Annotated in this window: 19 protein-coding genes; 13 read left to right on the top strand and 6 right to left on the bottom strand. The window is 69.1% G+C overall.

Annotated elements, in window-relative coordinates:
- On the top strand, window positions 1-895 hold an 895-nt coding region (locus tag HLH28_RS17440; protein ID WP_182961878.1), incomplete at its 5' end, for a TonB-dependent receptor domain-containing protein.
- A gap of 656 nt (window positions 896-1,551) precedes the next feature.
- Here HLH28_RS17440 and HLH28_RS17435 read toward each other — a convergent pair.
- The 4 genes from HLH28_RS17435 to HLH28_RS17420 all read right to left on the bottom strand — a co-directional run bounded on the left by HLH28_RS17435 (window position 1,552) and on the right by HLH28_RS17420 (window position 7,753).
- Complete coding sequence (locus tag HLH28_RS17435; RefSeq protein ID WP_182961877.1) at window positions 1,552-3,873, bottom strand: TonB-dependent receptor; 2,322 nt, start codon at window positions 3,871-3,873, stop codon at window positions 1,552-1,554.
- Window positions 3,874-4,187: 314 nt separating this feature from the next.
- Window positions 4,188-5,519, bottom strand: coding sequence for an MFS transporter (locus tag HLH28_RS17430; protein ID WP_182961876.1), 1,332 nt, complete (start codon window positions 5,517-5,519; stop codon window positions 4,188-4,190).
- Window positions 5,520-5,545: 26 nt separating this feature from the next.
- The gene (locus HLH28_RS17425; RefSeq protein ID WP_182961875.1) at window positions 5,546-6,757 is read right to left on the bottom strand and encodes an FAD-dependent oxidoreductase; all 1,212 of its coding nucleotides are present in this window, start codon (window positions 6,755-6,757) and stop codon (window positions 5,546-5,548) included.
- Between the two features lie 6 nt (window positions 6,758-6,763).
- Window positions 6,764-7,753, bottom strand: coding sequence for an alpha/beta hydrolase (locus tag HLH28_RS17420; RefSeq protein ID WP_182961873.1), 990 nt, complete (start codon window positions 7,751-7,753; stop codon window positions 6,764-6,766).
- A gap of 208 nt (window positions 7,754-7,961) precedes the next feature.
- Between HLH28_RS17420 and HLH28_RS17415 the strand changes: the two genes are divergently transcribed.
- The 10 genes from HLH28_RS17415 (at window position 7,962) to HLH28_RS17370 (ending at window position 17,156) form a co-directional block, all read left to right on the top strand.
- Entirely contained in the window at window positions 7,962-8,384 is a 423-nt protein-coding gene (locus HLH28_RS17415; RefSeq protein WP_182961871.1) for a VOC family protein, read from the top strand.
- Window positions 8,381-9,358 carry an NAD(P)-dependent oxidoreductase gene (locus tag HLH28_RS17410; RefSeq protein WP_182961869.1) on the top strand — a complete coding sequence of 326 codons (978 nt, stop codon included), beginning with the start codon at window positions 8,381-8,383 and terminating at the stop codon, window positions 9,356-9,358. The genes HLH28_RS17415 and HLH28_RS17410 overlap by 4 nt, the downstream gene beginning before the upstream one ends.
- Before the next feature lie 16 nt (window positions 9,359-9,374).
- Window positions 9,375-10,058 (top strand): FCD domain-containing protein, encoded by a 684-nt coding sequence (locus tag HLH28_RS17405; protein ID WP_182961867.1) that lies wholly within the window; start codon window positions 9,375-9,377, stop codon window positions 10,056-10,058.
- A 65-nt stretch (window positions 10,059-10,123) separates the two neighbouring features.
- Window positions 10,124-10,588 (top strand): (2Fe-2S)-binding protein, encoded by a 465-nt coding sequence (locus HLH28_RS17400; protein ID WP_182961865.1) that lies wholly within the window; start codon window positions 10,124-10,126, stop codon window positions 10,586-10,588.
- Window positions 10,589-10,641: 53 nt separating this feature from the next.
- A complete protein-coding gene (locus tag HLH28_RS17395) occupies window positions 10,642-12,819 on the top strand; it encodes a xanthine dehydrogenase family protein molybdopterin-binding subunit (RefSeq protein WP_182961863.1) in 2,178 nt (725 codons plus the stop codon).
- Between the two features lie 89 nt (window positions 12,820-12,908).
- Entirely contained in the window at window positions 12,909-13,331 is a 423-nt protein-coding gene (locus HLH28_RS17390) for a VOC family protein (protein WP_182961861.1), read from the top strand.
- A 152-nt stretch (window positions 13,332-13,483) separates the two neighbouring features.
- Window positions 13,484-14,299, top strand: a complete 816-nt coding sequence (locus HLH28_RS17385; RefSeq protein ID WP_182961859.1) for an aspartate dehydrogenase — start codon at window positions 13,484-13,486, stop codon at window positions 14,297-14,299.
- Window positions 14,296-14,766: a GNAT family N-acetyltransferase gene (locus HLH28_RS18205; protein WP_220790167.1), complete on the top strand. Its 471-nt coding sequence runs from the start codon at window positions 14,296-14,298 to the stop codon at window positions 14,764-14,766. Before HLH28_RS17385 ends, HLH28_RS18205 begins: the two co-directional genes overlap by 4 nt.
- 277 nt (window positions 14,767-15,043) lie before the next feature.
- A complete protein-coding gene (locus HLH28_RS17375; RefSeq protein WP_182961857.1) occupies window positions 15,044-15,904 on the top strand; it encodes a glucose 1-dehydrogenase in 861 nt (286 codons plus the stop codon).
- Complete coding sequence (locus HLH28_RS17370) at window positions 15,897-17,156, top strand: D-mannose isomerase (protein ID WP_182961855.1); 1,260 nt, start codon at window positions 15,897-15,899, stop codon at window positions 17,154-17,156. Before HLH28_RS17375 ends, HLH28_RS17370 begins: the two co-directional genes overlap by 8 nt.
- 93 nt (window positions 17,157-17,249) lie before the next feature.
- On the opposite strand, the gene HLH28_RS17365 is transcribed toward HLH28_RS17370, so the two are convergent.
- Window positions 17,250-17,669 carry a MarR family winged helix-turn-helix transcriptional regulator gene (locus HLH28_RS17365; RefSeq protein ID WP_182961809.1) on the bottom strand — a complete coding sequence of 140 codons (420 nt, stop codon included), beginning with the start codon at window positions 17,667-17,669 and terminating at the stop codon, window positions 17,250-17,252.
- A gap of 143 nt (window positions 17,670-17,812) precedes the next feature.
- On the opposite strand from HLH28_RS17365, the gene HLH28_RS17360 reads away from it, so the two are divergent.
- Together HLH28_RS17360 and HLH28_RS17355 are read left to right on the top strand one after the other, a co-directional pair.
- The gene (locus HLH28_RS17360; RefSeq protein WP_182961805.1) at window positions 17,813-19,306 is read left to right on the top strand and encodes an FAD-dependent oxidoreductase; all 1,494 of its coding nucleotides are present in this window, start codon (window positions 17,813-17,815) and stop codon (window positions 19,304-19,306) included.
- A 160-nt stretch (window positions 19,307-19,466) separates the two neighbouring features.
- Window positions 19,467-20,699 carry an MFS transporter gene (locus HLH28_RS17355; protein WP_182961803.1) on the top strand — a complete coding sequence of 411 codons (1,233 nt, stop codon included), beginning with the start codon at window positions 19,467-19,469 and terminating at the stop codon, window positions 20,697-20,699.
- 53 nt (window positions 20,700-20,752) lie between these two features.
- On the opposite strand, the gene HLH28_RS17350 is transcribed toward HLH28_RS17355, so the two are convergent.
- On the bottom strand, window positions 20,753-22,001 hold a 1,249-nt coding region (locus tag HLH28_RS17350), incomplete at its 5' end, for an FUSC family protein (protein ID WP_182961798.1).

The raw sequence follows: 22,001 nt of genomic DNA, 5'->3' as shown, positions 1-22,001 counted from the left end.
CTGGTCGATCATGGGCACGCTGGCCTGGAGCTGGATCGACCAGAAGGGGGCGCTGAATGCCAGCAGCGCACTGAAGAAAACCTTTTCGGCCGACGCGGCTTTCAGCCCGACGACCAGCCTGATGTACAAGCCGACCGACAACCAGACCCTCTATTTCACCTATGGGCGGTCGGTCGAGGCGGGGCCCGTCACGCCCAACAGCCAATATTATACCAACACGAACATCGCATTGCCGATCGCGCATTCCGAGGAATATGAAGTCGGCTATAAATTGCGTTATCAGAAGATGCAGTTCAACGTTGCCGGTTTCCGCATGACCTCGCCCTATGCGATGTATGTCGGTGCGGCGAACGGTACCTGCGCGGGCGGCGTGACCTGCCAGACCTACACATATGGCGGAACGCAGCGCAATTATGGTGTGGAAGCGCAGGTTTCGGGCGAAGTCCTGCCGAACCTTTCCGTTCTGGCCGGCATGACCTGGCTGGATGCGGAACTGGTCGGCAGCAGGACCGCCGCCTATAACGACAAGGAGATCGTGGGCGCGGCGCCGTTGCAGGCCAGCATGCTGCTGGACTACCGTCTGCCGGCGACACTTGGTTCCTTCGCGTCGGGATGGGCCTTCAATGCCGGGGTCCATTACATGGGCAACCGGGCGGCCAACGTGACCAATACGCTGCATACCGGATCGTACACGACGCTGGAGCTGGGCACGCGCTATGCCTTCCACGTCGCCCGGTTTCCGTGGGTCGCGCGTTTCGGCGTCAGCAACGTCACGAACGAACGGTACTGGGCATCGGTCTATACCGGCGCGCCGAGCGGCACGTCCGGTGCGGCATCGACCTTGTATGCGGGGCTGCCGCGCGTCTACCACTTCACCCTTTCGGCCGAGTTCTGATTTTTTACGGGAAATCGGAGAGGCGGGGAAACAGGCTCGTCGCGGTCGGCGACGAGTCGATGTTCCGCGCGATAACCGGGTGTGACGGCATCGCGTCGTGAACCGGCCGCATCGCAGGCGGTCGGTGACGGGTCATGCCGGTGGCGCGCAAGGTAAGGGTAAAGGCGTGACCGCGCGGGCGGGCCATCCTGATGGAGCGGCCCGGTTCGTCGATGGACACCGGGCGGTGAGGATCGAGGTCAGGATGTCTGCGGTGACTGCGCCGTGGCTTCTGCTGGCCGGTCCGCCTCGGCGAGATCTTCCGGACATGGCAACGGCGGACGCGGACCTACCGGCAAGCGATTCGATTCGGGAAAAGGCCTGGAGCCGCCGCCGACCCTGCTGATGAACGGCGGATTTCGGGAAGACGGGAACGACGGTCGGACGCCCGGCATGGGGCGGCATGAGGGCGGTGACCAGCGGCCCCCTGTTCCCGGGGGCGGGTCCGCTTGCCCGCTATCGCTTCCCGCAGGTGGGACCATCCGCATCCGGCCGACCTGCCCGGTCGGGCCGGGGGCGCCCTTTCGATACCCCCCCGGACCGCATGAGGCGAATGGGATGCAAGGGCCGCGGCCCTTGCCGGGTCCGGGCAGCGCCCGACGATCCCTGCCCCGGCGTCAGAATTCCGCCGTCAGGCTGAGGCCGATCGTGGCCGGCGGGGCGGAGTTGATGACCAGCGGCTGGACCGAGTTCAGGCGTCCCGAGACGCGTGTCTGCCGGTTCAGGATGTTGTTGGCGTAGATCTGCGCGCTGTAGCGTCCGATCTTGGTGCCGACATTGAGGTTGGCCAGGAACCAGCCCCCGATATAGGCATAGTTCGGGCTGGCACGGTCGAAGGCGGTGGTCCGGCCGCTCTGGTACGCGATGTCGCCGCGCACCCAGGTCGGCAGGCCCAGCATGTCGAAATTGTAGGTCGCGTTCGCGTTCAACGTCCAGCGCGGCACGTAGGGCAGGTCGTCGCCGGATTGCGTCTGGTTGACCGCCAGGGGCTGGTAGGGCTGCCGGCCGACCAGGTGGGCGTCGGTGTAGTTAACGCCCATTCCCAGCTGCACCGACCGGATCGGCCGTGCCGCCAGTTCGGCCTCGACGCCCGTGGCGGTCGCCGAGCCCGCGTTGGTGATGAAGTCGAACGCGCCGGACGGGTCGGTGCCCTGCTGCTGGATGTTCGACCAGTTCATGCGATAGACCGCGCCGTTGAAGGTCAGGCGGTTGTGCAGCCATCCGGTCTTCCAGCCGAATTCGTAGTCCCACACCGTGTCGGGGGCGTAGGGGGCCGGGGTCGTGACGGTGAAGCCGACGGGCAGGTTCGGCCCGCCGATCCGGTAGCCTTCCGCCGCCTCGACATACACCATGGCGTGCGGCGTGATGTCGTAGGACAGCAGCGCCTTGCCGGTGGCCGACGTCTCGCTGGAGGAGGAGCCCGGATAGAAGGTCGGGATGGCGTTCTTCTCGCCGAACGGCATGATCGCCAGCGAGGTCAGGCTGCGGTCGGCGGTAAAGACGCGCACGCCGCCGGTCAGTTTCAGATTCTTCAGGATCGGGTACGTGGCCTCGCCGAAGCCCGCGATCTGTTCCGTCCGGTCCCAGTTGGCGCGCGCGAACATCGTGGTCGGCGCGTAGCCGTTGGAATCGTAGTCGAAGAACCCGGCCGAATCGACTGCACCGTAATAGAGCTGGAACGTGTTTTTCCGGATCTGGTAGAAGCTGCCGACCGTCCACTGGATCCTGCTCTGCGCCGGTGAGGACAGGCGGACCTCGGACGTCCAGGCATTCACCCGCTGGCGGTCGTCGACCGCGTTGATCTGGCCGGCGGCCAGGCGCTGCTGGAACACGTCCAGCGGATAGCAGCTGGCGAAATCGCCGCTGGTGCAATCGACGCCGTAATTGAACGTCGTGTCATGGGTATAATGCATCTTGCGCTGCTGCCACGATGCGATGGCCGTCAGCGTCGCCCAGGACATGCGGTAGGCCGAGATCAGGTTGTACGCCTGGAATTCGTCGCGCATCGGCTGGCGGACGAAGCTGGCCGCCGCCCATTTGCTGTGCGCCACGCTGTCGAAGGACGGGTTGAGGTTCGACAGGTCGTTGGTGTTCGCGTTCTGGTAATAGGCGATGAAATCGATGGTCCAGTTTTCCATCGGGCGATAGCGGATGTTCAGGCGGCCGCCGTAATCGTCGGTGCTGTTGGTGCCGTTCTGCTGCAGGTAATATTGCTTGATCCAGCCCGCGTTGCTGTCGCGGTAGGCGCTGAGGCGGATCGACAGCTTGTCGTTGACGATCGGAACGTTGATCGTGCCGCTCTGCGAATTATTGAAACCGCCGGTGGCGTAGGTCGAGATCGAGCTGTTCACGCTGCCGCCCAGCCGGGTCATGTCCGGGCGTTCCGAGATGATGCGGATGGTGCCGCCCTCGGACCCCGATCCGTACAGCGTGCCCTGCGGGCCCTTCAGGACCTCGACCCGCGCCATGTCCCACAATTTCACGTCCGGCTGCGCCGAGCCGGAATCGGTGTTTTCGCCGGTGAAGCCGGCGATGGGGATTTCATCCAGGTACAGCCCGACCTGCGGTTCGCCCGCCGCCGTCAGGTTGCGGATGGCGTAGCGCTTCTGCCCCGGCCCCTGGTCCTGCATGCTCAGGCCCGGCACCTGGATGAAGTAATCGGCGATCGTCTGGGCGTGGGTCTGCTGCAATGTCCTGGCGCTGATGGCGGTGATGGCCATCGGCGTGTGCTGCACGTCGGTGCTGCGCCGCGTGGCGGACACCGTGACCTGTTCCACCCCGTCATTTGCCTGAACGGGCGCAGATTTTTTCGAAGTCGCGCCCTTGGTTTCCTTGATGTCCGTGGATACGGGCCGGCCTGCCGCCTGGGTGGCCGCATCCCCGGCCGGCGCCGCCGCCAGCGCCGGGGACATCAGGAACACCGGAGATGCGGTCAGCAACAAGGCAATCCGCAATCCGAAAACCCGTGGTCCATTCCCGATGGTAGGCATACCCGCAATCCCTTTCCGAATGTAATCGGAGTGTGTCGAATCTTGAGTCGGTTTGTCGATATTATTTTGAATGTGTGACGAGTTTTTTTTAGAAAAAATGTATTGCGATACGTCCTTCTGTGCACAGAAGGACGTTACATTATACTAATGACGGAGGACATGACCGGGATACGGCCGGAATCGGCCGCCCGCACGCAGGACATGTTGTCGGTAAATCGGGGGGCCGCATGCATCCGGGCCGCGGGGCCCGGATGCGGACGGGCCTAGCGCAGCCCGCGGCCGCGCGTTTCGGGCAGCAGCAGCGTGGCCACCAGCACCAGGACGTAGCTGATTGCGCAGACCGCCAGCAGGGCCGGGCCGATGCCGTAGCCATGGGCCAGAACGCCGACGAAGGCGACGCCCGACGCGGCCCCCAGCCGGCCGGCGCTGTAGGCGAAGCTGGTGCCGCTGGCGCGCACCGCGGTGGGGAACAGTTCGGAGAAGAACGTGCCCATGCCGCCATACAACCCCTGCGAGAAGAACCCCAGGGGAACGCCCGCGACCAGCAGCAGCCACGGCGGCATGGGCAGGCACAGGTAGGCCACCAAGGTCAGAACGCTGCCGGTCACGTAGAACAGGAAGTTCGGACGCCGCCCGCGTGCGTCGGCCAGGTACGCGCTGGCGATGTACCCCAGGAACGCGCCGGCGGTCAGCACGATCACGTACAGGCCCGCCGCCCCGTGCGACAGATGCCGCGACATCGTCAGGTACGCCGGCAGCCAGGTCGAAATGCCCAGGCCGCTGCTTTGCACCCCCAGCGCCAGCAGGGTGGTCAGGAAGGTGGTCCGCGCGACACCGGGGCGGAAGATGTCGTGGATCTTCATCCGCGCGGCATGGGTGATCGCCTGTTCGCGCTGTTCCTTGTAGATTTCCGGTTCGTCGACATAGCGGCGGATGGCGATCAGCAGCAGGCCGGGCGCGATCCCCGACCAGAACACCGCGCGCCAGGCGACCCAGTCCGGCAGCCAGGCCAGCGCCAGGCTGGCGATGATCGCGGCCAGCGCCCAGCCGGCGGCGACGCCGCTTTGCAGGCAGCCGACCGCCTTGCCCCGGCTGCGATTGCCGACGATTTCCGCCATCAGCACCACGCCGGCGGTGATTTCCCCGCCGAAGCCGAAGCCCTGGATCGTCCGGCAGACGAACAGCTGGTCGTACGAGGTGGCGAAGCCGCTGAGGAAGGTGAACAGCGAATAGATGACGATGGTGAACTGCATCGCCTTGACCCGGCCGAACCAGTCGCCCAGCAGGCCGGTGATCCAGCCCCCGGCGGCGGCGGCGTACAGTGCGGCGCTGCCCAGGAAGCCGACCTGCGCGGGCGAGACGTGCCACGCCTTCATCAGCGCCGGCATCAGGAAGCTGAAGATCCGCAGGTCCATCGCGTCGAGCGCGACGCCGCCATAGCAGCTCCAGAACGTGATCTTCTCGACCCGCGACAGGGCGCGGAACCAGGCGAACGGCGCGGCCGGGGCGCGCATGGAGGCACGGGCCGGCCCATCGGCCGCCAGGTCGGCGGCCAGATCGGCGCGGGAGGGATCGACATCGGCGGCGGGGGGCATCGCGCGGTCCTTCGGGCGGGGTGGGGTTACGTGACGCTTTGCGCGTCGTTCAGGCTGTCCTGCAACGAGGCGCGGCGCATGAACGCGCGGGCGCGTTCGGGATCGGCGGCGGCGGCGCGCAGCTGGCGCAGGTGCTCGGCGCGGATGGCGGGGTCGCGTTCTTCCAGCAGGCGCTTGTTCTGGATGCTCTGGGCCTGGACGAAGGCGGTCGCGGCGTGGCGGCGCTGGCGGCTGTAGAGGTCGAGCACGTCGTCGGACCGTTCGCCGCGCAGGACGGCGCCCAGCTTCTCGCACAGGTTGACCGCGTCATGGATGCCGCCGTTCATGCCCATGCCGCCGATCGGGTTGTTCACATGCGCCGAATCCCCGGCCAGCAGCACGCGGCCGCGCCGGAAGGTGGCGGCGACGCGCTGGTTGACGGCGTACATGTTGGAATAGGCGATCTCGTACTCTCCTGCCTTGGGAAAGAATTTCTGCAGGCGGGCCTGCAGGCCGGCATGGCCCAGGGCCTCGTCCTCGGTCTCGTCCACGCGGGTGGGGAAGATGGCGCGCCACAATCCCTTGCCGTCCGCGCCACGGACCTTGAACAGATTGCACCATTCCGTGGGGTCGGAGAAATAGTTCCGGAAGGCGTAATCGGTCTTTTCGGCGCCGAAATCGAACGGCGTCGCGATCTTCACGAAGCGTTCGTCGTAGGTGAATCCCTCGAACGCGATGTCCTGCGACTTGCGCACCGTGCTGCGCCCGCCGTCGGCGCCGATCAGGTAATCGACGCGCATCGTTTCGACCGCATCGCCCTGGCGCAGCGTCACCAGCACGTGGTCGTCCTTCTGGACGATGTCCGTGGCCTCGGTGGAAAATCGGACGGCGAAGCCGATTTCCCGGGCGTAGCGCGTGCTGACGTCGTCGGTCAGCTTGTACTGTTCGTATTGCAGGACGAAGGGGTAGCGGAATTCGTCCTTCATCAGGCCGAGGTCGAATTCGGCCACGATCTCGCCCCCCAGGCGGTCGTGGTACTGGAAATTCGGCGCGATCAGGCCCTTTTCGATGATGGTGTCGCCGATGCCCAGGTCGGCCAGCATCGCGATGGTGGGCGGATGCAGCGAGGCCGCGCGCTGGTCCATCACCGGGGCGGGTTCGCGTTCGACCACCGTGACGGCAATGCCCTGGCGGCCGAGGGCCAGGGCGCAGACCATGCCCACGGGCCCTGCGCCGACGATCATGACGTGCTGTGACATCGGGTTCTACTCTGCTCCTGGTTCGGGCGATCCGTCATGGTCGCGAAAGAAGAGGTCCAGCGCGCGCGCCAGGCGGTCCTCGCCGGAATTGATATGGGCGACGATCGAGGTGTGGTTGTGGCCGGCCAGGCGCAGGAAGCGGACGGGCACCCGCCCCGCCGCCCGCACCGCCTGCGCGAATTCCGCGCCATAGGTATCGAGATGCCGGTTTTCATATTCCGCGACCGCCACCAGCACCGGCAGGGGGCAGCGCGCGGCATGGGTCACGGGCGAGCGTTCGGCATACAGGCCCGCGTCGTCGCCGCAATAGGCCGCGACATGGCGGGCGTTCGGGTTGTCGGGCAGCGCGTCCAGCCGCAGGCGGCCGCTGACCAGCGCCAGCGTCCGCACCCCCGGCGGCATCGCCCGCCCGACCGCCGGGTCGACCGCCAGCGCCGCGACATGGGTGCCCCCGGCCGAATGGCCGATGACATGGATGCGCGCCGGGTCGCCGCCCCGCGCGGCGACATGCGCCGCCACCCAGTCCAGCGCCAGGGCAACGTCGCGCGCGCCGTCGGGGTACATGATGTCGGGCGCCAGGCGGTATTCGACATTCACCCCGACGTAGCCGTGGCGGGCGAACCAGTGCAGGACATTGTCGTAGACATGGCCGTTCGCGCTCTTGCTGCCGCGGGTGAAGGCGCCGCCATGGACGAACACCACCACCGGGGCGGGCGTCGCGGCCGGGGCGGGCGCGAAGATGTCCAGCACCTGGCGCGGGGCGTCGCCATAGGGCACGTCGCGCGTGACGCCGCCGGGGGCGGGATCCATGCGCGCCAGGACGTCGGTATAGCACCGCACGGTTTCCGCCCGGTGGCCGACGATATCGTCGTTCCAGACCGGGCCCAGCGCCAGCAGGCGCGCGCGGTCGGCCGGCGGCAGGCCGCCGAACGGGGCCTGATCCGCCAGGGGATCCGTGGCGGCGGGGGGGACGACGGCCGGGCCGGGCGCGGTCATCGGCAGATCATGCCCGTTTCATAATCAAAGTGATGCATATGCGGTCACCCATGGCATGAGGCGGCAAGGGGGAAGCCTGCCGTGCATAGAAACTCATCATAAATACAATCCAAAGTCAAAGTATTTTGTAGCGTCCATCCGTATTCATGTGCATAGTGTGTGCACGCCGTGCGGCGGGAGCGCACGCGGTGCAACGGAGAGTCATCACATGAGCAAATTGCGACACATCGCCCTGTCCGTGCCGGACCCCGAGGCGGCCGCGACATTCTTCGAACAGGCGTTCGGCATGACGCGCGCCGGCCGCGCCATGCGCGGCGTGTACATGTCCGACGGGACGGTGAACGTCGCCCTGCTGAATTTCGGCGACGAGCCGGTTCCGGGCTTCGAGAAGCAGAAGAACTATTACGGCATCATCCATTTCGGCGTCTGGGTGGACGATCTGGAGGCCGCCGGCGCCAAGGTGACCGAGGCCGGCGGCGCCTACGTCACCGGCCGCAAGGAGACCGATCCCAACGTCTTCTACGAGGTGAAGTACAGCACGCCCGAAGGCATCGTGTTCGACATGACCGAGAGCGGCTGGCGCGGCGCGGTCAAGAACGTGACCCCGGCCGAGGACGGCGCCGCCGCATGACGCCCGTCCCCGCATCCGTCCGGGCAGGCGACATCCTGCTGCGCGCGCCGCTGCCCGCCGACTGCGTGGCGGGCCTGGCGCGCCTGGCACGCGTGCACGACCTGTCCGGTCCGGGCGCGGGGACCATTCCGCATGACGCCGCCGCCTGCCGGGCGATCGGCATCGTCGTCACCAACGGGTCGATCGGCCTGGACGCGGCGGCGATGGCGGCCCTGCCGGCGCTGGGCCTGGTCCTGTGCACCGGCGCGGGATACGAGGCCGTGGACCTGGCCGCCGCCCGCGCCCGGGGCATCGTCGTCGCCAACGCCCCCGGCACCAACGACCGCACGGTCGCCGACCATGCGCTGGCGCTGATGCTGGCCATCGCGCGGGACCTTGTGTTCCTGGACCGCGCGGTGCGCGACGGGATGTGGGATTCGGTGCGCCAGGCGCGCCCGACCCTGACGGGCGGGACGCTGGGCCTGCTGGGCTATGGCCGGATCGGCCAGGCCATCGCGGCGCGGGCGCGGGCGTTCGACATGACGATCCTGTATCACGCCCGCGCGCCGCGCCCCGACCCGGACGCGCGGCATGTCGCCGACCTGGCCGACATGGCGCGGCAGGCCGATTTCCTGGTCGTCGCCTGCCCGGGCGGGCCGCAGACGCGGCATCTGGTGAACGCGGCGGTGCTGCGCGCGCTGGGGCCGGGCGGGTTCGTCGTCAATGTCGGGCGCGGCAGCGTCGTCGACACCGACGCGCTGGCCGTCGCCCTGCGGCGCGGCGACATCGCGGGCGCGGCGGTGGACGTCGTGGAGGGCGAGCCGGCGGTGCCGCCCGCCCTGCTGGAGACGGGCCGGGTGATCCTGACCCCGCATCTGGCCGGGCGGTCGCCGCAGGCGCGGTCGGCCCAGAAAGCGTTGCTCGAAAATTATGTCGCTACGTATATTCAGGGGGGCGTTCTGCCCGATCTGGCGGAACAGAGAGCGGCCACCTGAATGCAAGGAGTCCTGCGTGTCGACCTACGCCGAAGATATATATAATAATCTCGCCGAGCAGATCCTGCATGGCAAGCTGCGTCCCGGCCAGCGCCTGGACGAGCAGAGCCTGGCCACGACCTTCAACGTGTCGCGCACGCCGGTGCGCGAGGCGCTGAAGGAACTGGCCACGCGCGGGCTGATCGATTTCGTGCCGCGACGCGGGGCGATCGTCACGCAGATCAGCCTGGACCAGCTGGCCGACATGCTGGACGCCGAGTGCGAGATCGAGGCCCTGTGCGCCCGCCTGGCATCGCAGAAGATGAACGCGCTGGAGAAAAGCATGCTCCAGGGCCTGTACGAGCAGGGCAAGGACGCGGCGCAGCGCGGCGACCAGACGGCGTACTGGGCGATCAACCGCAGTTTCCACGAGCTGATCGGGCGTGGCGCGCATAACGAGACGCTGGCCAACCTGATGCAGGACCTGCGCACCCGCCTGGCCCCGTTCCGCCAGGCGCAGCCGCTGGAGCATGCCGAACGGCTGAACCGGTCGCGCGACGACCATGGCGCGGTGGTGCGCGCCATCGTCGCCGGCGACCCCGAGGCCGCCTACACCGTCATGCGCGACCACAACGCGCGCCTGGCCGCCGGGGTGCTGCAATTGCTGCGCTCGCACAATGACAGTTTCGCCCGGCAGGCCGAATTCATGCCCGCCCCCTGAACCCCGTCCCCGTCCCGCCCATGCCCGCGCCGGGGGCCGCCCGTCCCGAAGGAGAGTCCGGACCCATGTCGATTCCGTTCCAGCTCAACGGCCGGCCCGTCAGTTTCGACGGGCCCGAGGACGCCCCCCTGCTGTGGGTGGTGCGCGAGCATTTCGGGCTGACCGGCAGCAAGTTCGGCTGCGGCATCGGCATGTGCGGCGCCTGCACGATGCATGTCGACGGCGCGCCCATCCGGACCTGCGTGCTGGCGGTGGGCAATGTGCGCGGCCGCGCGATCCGCACCATCGAGGGCGTGGCCGCCGACGCGGACAACGCGGTGCGCAAGGCGTGGAACGACCTGGACGTGCCGCAATGCGGTTATTGCCAGTCGGGAATGATCATGACGGCGACGGCGCTGCTGGCGGAAACCCCTGCCCCCACCGACCAGGATATCGACCGCTGGATGACCAACCTGTGCCGCTGCGCGACCTATGTCCGCATCCGCCAGGCGATCCATGCCGCCGCCGCCGCGCGGCAGCACAAATCGTGACCGGCGCGACATCCGCCCCGGGGCCTTACGGGAGGCCGTCCGCCGGCCCGTCCATGGGGCGCCGCCGCTTCCTGGAGGTCGCGGCCGCGTTCGGCGCGCTGCTGGCCGTGCCGCTGGACCCGGCGGTGGCGGCGCGGGACGGCGCGGCGGCGGAGGCGGATATCGAGCTGACGGACTGGATCTTCATCGACGCGCAGGGCGGCGTGACGCTGGGCCTGTGCCAGCCGGAGGTCGGCCAGGGGTCGTACACCGCACTGCCGGCGATCCTGGCGGAGGAGCTGGATGCCGACTGGCCGGCGGTGAAGGTGCGCTGGGTCATGGGACGCGATGCCTACAAGATCCAGTTCCGCAACGAAAAGCCGTCGCAGAAGGAAGGGGCTTCGACCTCCACCACCAAATTCTATGCCCGGCTGCGCGTCGCGGGCGCCGCGGCGCGCGACGTGCTGGTGCGCGCCGCCGCCGCGCGCTGGCAGGTGCCGGTGAGCGATTGCGCCACGGAATCGGGCATGGTGCGCAATACCCGCACGGGCGACACCCTGCCCTATGGCGCGCTGGCGGCCGAGGCCGCGCGCCTGCCGCTGTCGCCCGCGCCACGGTTGAAGACGCCCGCCGAATTCCGCCTGATCGGCAAGGCGCTGCCGCGCCGCGACACGGCGGCCAAGACCGACGGGTCGGCGAAATACGGACTGGATGCCGAGGTGCCGGGCATGCTGAACGCCGCCATCGCCCTGTCGCCGACGATCGGCGGCTGGCTGGTGCGGATCAACAACGAGGCCGAGATCCGGCAGCAGCCGGGGGTGCGGGCCATCGTCCGGCTGGATGACGGGGTCATCGTCGTGGCCGAGCGCTACTGGCAGGCGCTGCGGGCGGTGCAGATGCTGGACGCGACCTTTTCGCCCGGCGAGAACGGCGGGCTGTCGACCGAGCTGATCGACCGGCTGGCGGAATCGGGCCTGGATGCGGAAATCGGCGTAACGGCGCTGGCGCGCGGCGACGCGCCGCGCATCCTGGGCCAGAACCCGGACCAGGTGATCGAAAGCCGGTTCAGCGTCCCGCACCTGGCCCATGCGGCGATGGAGCCGATGAACGCCACCGTACATGTCCAGCCCGACCGGGTCGACGTGTGGGGATCGATCCAGAGCACCGATGCCTCGGTCGCCGTCATCTCCAAGATCTCGGGCGTGGCGGAGGAGAAGGTCCATCTGCATATCGGCTTCCTGGGCGGCAGCTTCGGCGGCAAGATCGCCCCGGATTTCGTCGCCCAGGCGGTGCGCGCGGCGATGGCGGTCGGCCGTCCGGTCAAGCTGATCCGCACGCGCGAGATGGATATCCAGCACGACCATTTCCGCCCCAACAACAAGGGGCGGCTGCGCGCGGTGGTGGACAGGGACGGCTATCCCGTCGCGGTGCATGCGCGCGTCTGCGGGCAGTCGCTGTTCGCCACCACGCGGCCGAACTGGCTGACCAAGACGCCGCTGGGCGATTACGACGAGAGCATGGTCGACGGAATCTATAACCAGAGCTACGAGATTCCGCATTTCCATGTCGACGTGATCCAGACGCCGCTGCCGATCCCGGTCTATTTCATGCGTTCGGTCGGGTCCAGCGCCGGGGTGCTGTTCTGGGAGAGCTTCATCACCGACCTGGCGCACAAGGCCGGGATCGACCAGTACCAGTACCGCCGCCACCTGCTGCGCAACAATCCCGCCGCGCTGAAGGTGCTGGACGCCGTGGCCGCCGCCGCGTCGTGGGACACGCCGCCGCCCGCCGGCACCGTGCGCGGCATTTCCTTCGACACCTATCACGGGCGCGGCGGGTCGTTCGTCACCTATGTCGCGGAAATCGTCGAGCTGGTCCGCAAGGGCGACAGCTGGCGGGTGGCGCGGGTGTTCTGCGCGATCGACGCCGGGCTGGTCGTCAACCACAATACCTTCATCGCCCAGATCCAGGGCGGGATCGGATTTTCCCTGACCTCGGCGCTGAAAAGCGAGATCACCTTCAATCGCGGCGGGGCCGAGCAGTCGAATTTCGCCGACTACCCGCTGCTGTCGATCGGGGAGATGCCCGAGGTGGTGCCGATCGTCGTCGAAAGCGACCGGCCGCCGCAGGGCGTGGGCGAGATCATGGTCGCGCCCCTGGCGCCGGCGATTTCGCAGGCGCTGCTGCACGCCACCGGGCGCCGGCCGGACCGCATGCCGTTCCGGGCGGAGGTCTTCAAGGCGTCGGCCTGAAGCCGTCGCCCGCGGCGTGGCGGGCGATGGACACCCTGATGGCATCATTGTATATTTATGCTTCAATTTGTATGTAACGGAGACGTGACGTGCCTGCGCCCTTCCATCTTGCCTTCCCGGTCGACGATCTCGATGCCGCCCGCACGTTCTATGGCACCGTCATGGGCTGCCCGGAGGGCCGCAGTTCCGACAGCTGGATCGATTTCGACCTGTTCGGCCACCAGATCGTCACCCACCTGACCCACGCGCCGAAGGCCCCGTCGAACTGCGCCGGTTCGGTCGACGGGCATGCGGTGCCGATCCCGCATTTCGGCGTCGTGCTGGACATGGACAGCTGGACCAGCCTGGCGGACCGCCTGCGCAGCCACGGGGTGGCGTTCGAGATGGAACCGCAGATCCGCTTCAAGGGCCTGCCCGGCGAACAGGCGACGATGTTCTTCTACGACCCGGCGGGCAACGCGCTGGAATTCAAGGCGTTGCGGGATATCGGGCTGCTGTTCGCCAAGCAGTAGGCGCGACGACGGGCAAGGGCCCTGCCCCTGGCCCGCCAGGGGGCGCGGCCCCTTGGAAGGATCTTATGATGCGAGGGCCGAGGCCCTTGCCAGGTTCGGGCGGAGCCCGGACAGCCTGACACGGGAAGGACGACCGGATGCATTTCGGGGCGATGGCGCGACAGGGAACGTTGCGGATCGGGCTGGCCGGCCTGGGGTCGATCGGGGTGCAGGTCGCGCGGCTGCTGGACGCCGGGATCGACGGGCTGACGCTGGCGGCGGTGGCGGCGTCGGACCAGGACAAGGCCCGGCAGCGGCTGGAGGGGTTCCGCACCCAGCCGCGCATCGGCACGCTGGACGCGTTGTCGGACACCGACGTCGTGGTGGAAATGCTGCCGGCCCGCGCGTTCGCCGACATCGCCCGGCCGACGCTGGAACGCGGCGCCACGCTGGTGGTGGCGTCGGCGGGGGCGCTGCTGTCGCACATGGACCTGGTCGATGTCGCGCGCCGCACGGGCGGGCGGATCATCGTCCCCAGCGGCGCGATCCTGGGGCTGGATGCCGTCCGCGCGGCGTGCGAGGACCGGGTGGCGTCGATCGCCATCGAAACCCGGAAATCCCCCGCCAGCCTGGCCGGCGCGCCCTACCTGGCGCAGCAGGGCATCGACGTGCACGCGCTGCGCACCGCCACGACCATTTTCCGCGGCAATGCCGAGGAGGCGGCCCGCGCCTTCCCCGCCAACACCAATGTCGCGGCGGCGCTGGCGCTGGCCGGGCTGGGGCCGCGCGAGACCGAAATCCGCGTGATCGCCGACCCGGCGGTGGACCGCAACATCCATACCATCACGGTCGAATCCGCCGTCGCGCGGTTCACCAGCCATATCGACATCGTGCCCAATCCGGAAAATCCCCGCAGCGGCCAGCTGACGTCCCGATCGATCATCGCCTGCCTGCGGGACATGGTCTCGCCGGTGCGGATCGGGACGTGACGTCCGGGCGGGGCGCCCTGGCCCTGCGCCAGGCCCGTCCGGAGGAGGCCGGCGCGCTGTCGGCCCTGTGCCTGCGCGCCAAGGCGATCTGGGGCTACGACGCCGCGTTCATGCGGGCCTGCGAGGCGGAGCTGGCGGTGACGGCGGCGGCGATCGCGGCGGGACGGGTGCAGGTCGCGGAACGGGACGGCCGGGTGGTCGGCATGGCGCAGATCGCGCCGGACGGGCCGGCGGCCGAACTGGACAAGCTGTTCGTCGAACCCGACGCGATGGGCGGCGGCGCGGGGCGGGCGCTGTTCGACTGGGCGGTTACGGCCGCCCGGCACGCGGGCGCGCGGACCATGACCATCGACGCCGATCCCGGCGCGGCCGCGTTCTATCGCCGGATGGGCGCGATGGACGACGGGATGGTGCCGTCCGGATCGATCGCGGGCCGCATGCTGCCGCGCCTGCGCATGGACATGTAAGAGGCCGGTCAAGGCAAGAGGCCGGCCGAACGCATTTCGACCCGGCAGGGAGCCGCTTTCCGGCATGACCGGGAACGATGGCGCCGGCGCTTCAGGATTTCTTAACATGGGCCGTTTCATGCTGGGCGGGCGCAGGGCACCCGTGCGTCCGGCGCGGAGCTGAACCGGCGTTCAGGCAACAGTTCCTACCCGCGGGCGTTCCCCCCCAAGGACGTGGCGGTGGCCGCAAGGGGACCGCCGCGGCCTGTCATTGCCATTTCATGCAGGAGGCCCCTTCATGGCCCAGAGCATTCCCCCCCAGAGCCAGGACCATCAGCCGGGTGTCGAGCGCCTGCTGCAACCGCAGGCAGAACATATCCGTGCCGATTATCGCGGAAGCGGCAAGCTGAAAGGCCGCCGGGCGCTGATTACGGGCGGCGACAGCGGCATCGGGCGCGCGGTCGCGCTGCATTTCGCGCGCGAGGGCGCGGATGTCGCGATCCTGTACCTGGAAGAGAAGGAAGACGCGCAGGAAACGGTGCGCCTTGTCGAGGCGGAAGGCACGAAGGCGCTGGCGATCCAGGGCGACGTGTCCAGCAGCGAAGTCTGCAACACCGCCGTCGCGCGCACGGTCGAGGCCTTCGGCGGCCTGGACATCGTGGTGAACAACGCCGGCGTGCAATATGTCAGCGAAGACCTGGCCGACATCACCGATGCGACGTGGCAGCGCCACATGGATGTGAATATCAACGGATATTTCTACATCGCGCGCGCGGCGCTGCCGCATCTGGGCAAGGGAAGCGCCATCATCAACACGTCGTCGATCAATGCGTTCGCCGGCAACAAGGCCCTGGTCGCCTATACCACGACCAAGGCGGCCGAGCTGGGCTTCATGCGCGCGCTGGCGCTGCAGCTGGCCGACAGGGGCATTCGCGTCAATGCCGTGGCGCCCGGCCCGATCTGGACCCCGTTGCAGCCCGCAAGCTGGGGGCCGGTCGATCCACAGGCCGTGGCCGACCTGGGCAAGGATACGCCGCTGGGCCGGATCGGGCAGCCCAGCGAAATGGGGCCGGCCTATGTCTACCTGGCATCGGCCGATGCGTCCTACGTCACCGGCCAGACGGTGCACGTCAACGGCGGCATGATCGTCAATGGCTGAGGCGCTGCCGTCGCTGATGCTGCCGGCGTCAAGCTGGCTGCGTTCGGCGCCCCATCGCCGCTGGCTGGACCACCAGGGCCAGCGGCTGCTGGATTTTTCCAAGCCGTCGCGGGTGGACGACGGGTTCGCGGCGCTGGGCGACGATGGCCGGCTGATGCCGGGGGCGGCCGCGGACAGCATCCTGACGGCCCGGATGACCCATGTCTACGCGGTGGCCGCCGGACGCGGCCTGCCCGGGTGCGCGCCGCTGGCGACACATGGCGTCGCCAGCCTTCGCGGGCCGTTGCGCGATCATGCGCATGGCGGATGGTTCGAAGGCGTGGCGCAGGCGAAGGCGGGCGGCCGCAAGCAGGCGTACCTGCACGCCTTCGTGGCGCTGTCGGCGTCGTCGGCCGTCGTGCAGGGCATACCGGGAGCGCGCGACCTGCTGGACGACGCGCTGGCGGTATGGGAACGCCATTTCTGGAGCGAGGAGGAAGGGGTGTTCCGCGAAAGCTTCGCCGCCGACTGGTCGGACGAGGAAGATTATCGCGGCGCCAACGCGAACATGCATTCGGTGGAAGCCTGCATGGCGGTCGCGGACGTCACGGGAAACCCGGCATGGCGGCGGCGCGCCCTGAGGATCGTCGAGCGGATCATCCACGTCCTGGCCCGCGACGCGGGATATGGCGTTCCGGAACATTATGATCGCAGCTGGACCCTTCTGAAGGATTTTCACCGCGACAAGCCGACCGACGACCTGCGCCCCTATGGCATGACGCCCGGGCATTTCGTCGAATGGTCGCACCTGCTGCTGAAGCTGGAGGCCGCCCTGCTGCGCGAGGACGGGTCCGCGCCGTCATGGCTGCTGGAGGACGCCATCGGTCTTTTCCGCCGTGGCGTCGAGGCGGGATGGGCGCGCGACGGCGAACCCGGCCTGCTCTATACCGTGGGCTGGGACCTGGAACCTGTCGTGCGGAACCGCCCGCACTGGTGCCAGGCCGAAGCCATGACGGCGGCGGCCGCGCTGCTGAAGCGGACGGGACATGCGGAATATGAAAGATGGTACCGGAAGATCTGGGATTATATCGATCTTCACATGATCGACCGGCGGCAGGGTGGCTGGCTGCAGGAACTCGATGGGCATAATCGTCCCTCGGCCGTGGTGTACGCGGGCAAGGCCGATCTCTACCATGCCTGGCAGGCGACGTTGACGCCGCTTCTGCCCCTTGCACCGAGCTTCGCCACCGCCGTGTCGATCATGGATGGCTGAGAGCCCTTTTGGACATGCGCTGGCGGCGATCCGCGGGGATAGACCTCGTCCGCCAGGGCATTTTTTCAAAAAATCTTTTTATATCACGAGAGTTTATTTTTTGATCCCGGCGTCCGGCGGGGGCAGGGCGGCGCCCAGCCCGTCGGCCAGCATGCGCATCAGCCGCAGCAGTTCGTCGAAATCATCGCGGCTCCAGTCCCGGAACAGCCACAGCGCCATGCGTTCGCGCGCGGCGTCGACGGCGTCCGTCGCGGCCTTGCCCTGCGGGGTGATCGCGGCCTCCCGCACGCGGCGGTCGGCGGGGCTGGCGCGGCGGCTGACCAGGCCCAGTTCCTCCAGCCGCGCCACCTGGCGGCTGACGGTCGTGTAGTCGCGGCCGACGCGCGACGCCAGGTCGCCCACGCCGATCGGCCCCAGCCGTTCGATCAGCACGATCAGCGGAAACAACGCGCGTTCCAGCGACAGGCCGGCCATGTCCAGCATTTCGGCATCGCGCTCGGGCCGGTTCATCATGCTCACGATCTCGATCAGCGAACGATGGAGGTCGGGCAGGCCCGCACATATATGTGCATTATGCACTTTATTGGTTGACAGCCTACCCTCCCCGGCCAGATATATGCATCATACACACAATTATATACGCGAAGGGGGCCGGAATGGAAGATTGCGATGCTGTCGAGGTCCTGATCTGCGGCGCCGGGGCGGCCGGGCTGACGCTGGCGATCGACCTTGCCCGGCGGGGCGTGTCGTTCCGCCTGATCGACAGGCTGGCAGAGCCTTTCGCGGGTTCGCGCGGCAAGGGCATCCAGCCCCGCACGCTGGAGGTGTTCGAGGATTTGGACGTCGTCGACCGGATCGCCGCCGCCAGCGGTCCCTACCCGCCCCAGCGCCGGCATCATGTCGGCGGCGGCCATGACGAGGCGCAGAGTTTCGCCATCACGCCGCCCACGGCCGACGAACCGTACCGCACCCCCCTGCTGGTCCCGCAATTCCGGACCGAGGCGATCCTGCGCGAACGGCTGGCGGAACTGGGACAGGCGCCGGCCTATGGGCGGGAACTGCGGGATTTCACGCAGGACGCCGAGGGGGTCACGGCGCAGGTCGCCGGCCCGGACGGGGTCGCGACGATCCGCTGCCGCTATCTGGTCGGGGGCGATGGCGGCCGGTCCTTCGTCCGGCGCGCGCTGCAGGTCGGCTTTCCGGGCAGGACGCTGGGCGTCCGGGCGATCGTGGCCGATATCGTGCTGGAGGGCCTGACACGCGACGCATGGCACCGGTTCGACGACGGCGACATGGCGCGGCAGGTCGCGTTCTGCCCGTTGCCGCACAGCCGCCTGTTCCAGCTTCAGGCGCCGATCCCGCCGGAGGGCGAGCCCGACCTGTCGGTGCGGGGGCTGCAGGCGTTCGTCGACGCGCGGATCGCCGGATCGGGCCTGGTCGTGCGCGAGGTCGCCTGGGCCTCGGCGTACAGCATGAACGCGCGCCTTGCCGATCGGTACCGTGTCGGGCGGGTGCTGCTGATGGGCGACGCGGCCCATATCCATCCGCCGACGGGCGGCCAGGGGCTGAATACGAGCGTGCAGGACGCCTATAATCTGGGCTGGAAACTGGGCGCGGTGCTGGCGGGCGCGCCCGATGCGCTGCTGGACAGCTACGAGGCGGAGCGCCGGCCGATCGCGGCCGACATGCTGGGCCTGGCCACGGACCTGCTGGAAAAGGCGAAGCAGGGCGACATGCGGCGCGGGCGCGACGTGCACCAGATGGACCTGGCCTATCCGTCGTCGCTCCTGTCGCTGGACCTGACGGGGCGCGCGGCCGGCGTGCGGGCCGGCGACCGCGCGCCGGACGTGCCGTTGCAGGGCGCGGGCGGCCAGCCCCGGCGGCTGTTCGACCTGATGCGCGGACCGCACTGGACGCTGGTCGGGCGCGGGGCGGATGCCGCCCTGCCCCCGCCGCGCGCGGGACTGCACAGCCATCGCATCGGCCCCGGCGACGCGTTCCGCGATGTCGGGGACCGGCTGGCCACGGCGTACGGCATGGCCGATGGCGACCTGCTGCTGATCCGTCCCGACGGGTATGTCGGCGCCGTGCTTCCCGCCGCGCAGGCCGCCCGGCTGGAGGCGTACCTGGCCGCCTGCCTGCCGGCGTGACGCCCGGCCGCGGCAACACCATGTCGCGATGCGCGGGGCGCGGGGCCGTTGCCCGCCCGGACGCCCGCAATATCCGGGGACCCGGCTTCACGCGTCCCGCCCGGATATGTCAAAGCTTGCAGGCCGGCACGATCGACTCGCCGCGTCTGTGGGAAATGCCATGCGATTCGCAAATTTATCCGGCCAGGCCGTCGCCGGCCTGTGCGCCCTGTTCGCCTCGACATTCATCGCCGTCACGACCGAGGTCGCGCCGGTCGGGCTGCTGATCGATCTGTCGCAGGCATTCGGGATCAGCGAAGGGCATGCGGGGCTGGCCGTCAGCGCCTATGCCCTGCTGGTGGCCGTGGGCGCCGTGCCGATCACCATCGCGACCGCCCGCATGGACCGCAAGCTGCTGATGCTGGTCTGCCTGGCGGGGTACGTCGCCTGCAACCTGGTCGCGGCCTCGGCGCCGTCCTTCCTCGTCCTGTGCATCGGCCGCGCCATCGGCGGACTGGCGCATGCGGTGCTGATGTCCATCGTGTCCGCCTATGCCGCGTATCTGGTCCCGGAGCGGATGACCGGGCGCGCCATCTCGTTCGTCTATGGCGGGACGTCGCTCGGCTCGGTGCTGGGCGTGCCGGGTGCCGCGGCGCTCGGCCATTTCGCGGGATGGCGCGTCGCGCTGTACGTGCTGGCCGGGCTGTCGGTCCTGCTGACCGTCTTCATCGCGCTCTGCCTGCCGCGCGTCGCGGCGCCGGCGGCCGGGCGGACGCGGCTTCCTTCCCTGCGGTCCCCGCAGGCGGTCCGCATCTTCGCCGTGGTCGTCGCCGTCAACGCCGTGTTCTTCTTCGGCCACAATTTGCTCTACACCTATGTCTCGCCGCTTCTGCTGCGGCACGGCCTGCCGGAGCGGGCATTGAGCATCGCGCTGCTGGTCACCGGCGCCGTCAGCGTGTTCGGGCTGTGGGGCGCGGGGCAGGTCGTGGACCGCTGGCCGGCGGCGGGCCTGTTCGGCGGGGGCTTCGCCATGCTGGCCGGCATGGCGCTGGTGGACGGGCATCTGCTGTCCGGCTGGGCGACCGTGGCGGCCGTGGGGGTATGGTGCATGGGGTATGCGGCGATCATCCCCTTCGTCATGTCCGGCGCCATCCGGGCCCGCGCGACCAGCGCGGACGTGGCGGGGGCGGCGATCAACGGCAGCAGCAACCTCGGGATCCTGCTGGGCTCGGCGGTGGGCGGCCATCTGCTGAGCACGCTGGGGTTCGCGGTCCTGTGCCCGGCGGCCGTGGTCACGGCGCTGGTCGGCATCCTGCTTGCGGCGTTCAACCCCGCGGCCTTTCCCCGGACCCTGCCCCAGGGCGGACCGGCGGAACATGCCGACACGACGCGGCCGGCGCGGGAATCCGCCTGAAAGCGCCGCCTGCCGGGATCCGGCGCGCGTTTCCCGCGCGGCAGGGGACGGTTTCAGGCGGGCCCTGACCCGCCGTCAGCCTGTTCCGGGGCCGGGCGCGGGGTGGGGGAACGGTTTCCGGCGTCCGTCAGTCCTTGCAGCGCCGCCAGCACCCCCGGCGTCACGTCCGGGCGCCGGTGCAGATCGTCCAGCACCTGCCTGCCGATATCCCGGGCGTCCGCGCCCCGGCGGGTCCAGGCCCGGAGGAAGACGCGCAGGCGCGCGCGGACGCCGTCGGGGATGTCGGCGGCGAGGGCCGCGTCCCGGAGTTCGATCACCCACAGGCCCAGCGTCATGGCGTCCAGGTGCCGGCCCATGTAGCCCAGCATCTGGTCGCGGGGGACGTCCCGGCCGGTCCGCACCGCGCGCACCATGCTGTCGGCCTGCGCCGCGAGCCAGGACTGGACGGACGACCGGTCGTGGAGGCGCGCCACCGCGCGCAGCCGCCTTTCCACCCAGGCCGCCGTGCGCCGCAGATGGCCGTCCGCCGAGAAGGGCAGCACGAGCCCGAAGGTCAGCCGCGCGAGCAGGACGGCCGCCAGGAAGGCCATTGCCCCGTTGAGGAACGAGACCTCGTCGAAGCGCCCGAGGTTCGACGGGCCGAGCAGGACGGGGAAGAACAGGTTGAAGGCGAAGGCATGGTTGGCCAGCCGGGGTGTGCGTGCCGCCAGCCCGCCGGCGATCATCGGCACGAGCAGCACCAGCGCCAGGCCTTCGGGCGACGTCACGGCGGGGATCACCAGCACGACATACAGCCCGGCGACGGCCACGCACCAGACCGCCCCCCGGAAGAACCCGGCGGACGCCAGGGCCGGAACCTCCCGCGTTGCCAGAAGGCCGTAGACCAGCGCCACGAACGACACGAAGGCCGGCCCGGCCGGCCATGCCGTGACCTCCCACGCCAGCCAGGCGGCGGCGATCCCCACCGCCGCCCGCAGGCCGTTGTGAAACGCCTCGATCGCCTGGCGCGGGGAATGGCTGCGGAACCTGAACGGGTCGCGCGCCCGGGGTGCCAGGATCGCCTGGATATGCCGCCGGGCGGCGTCGAAATCCCCGTCGAGGCCCGCGCCCCGCACGCCGCCGCGCGCCCGGGCCAGGACCGCCAGCAGGTGGGCCAGCGCGGCGCGGGCGTGATCGGCGCTGCGTCCCTGGCCGGCGCCCATTTCCAGCACGTCGAATTCGACGCGCGCGTTGACCCCCACCAGGTCGGCGAGAAGGTCGCCCTCGGCCTCGACATCCGGCCGGCCGGCGGCGGGCGCCGCC

The sequence above is a fragment of the Gluconacetobacter tumulisoli genome, from assembly GCF_014174155.1.
Taxonomy (GTDB): Bacteria; Pseudomonadota; Alphaproteobacteria; order Acetobacterales; family Acetobacteraceae; genus Gluconacetobacter; species Gluconacetobacter tumulisoli.
The sequence above is the reverse complement of the archived record's forward strand: the minus strand, read 5'-3'. Positions and strand labels throughout refer to the sequence as shown.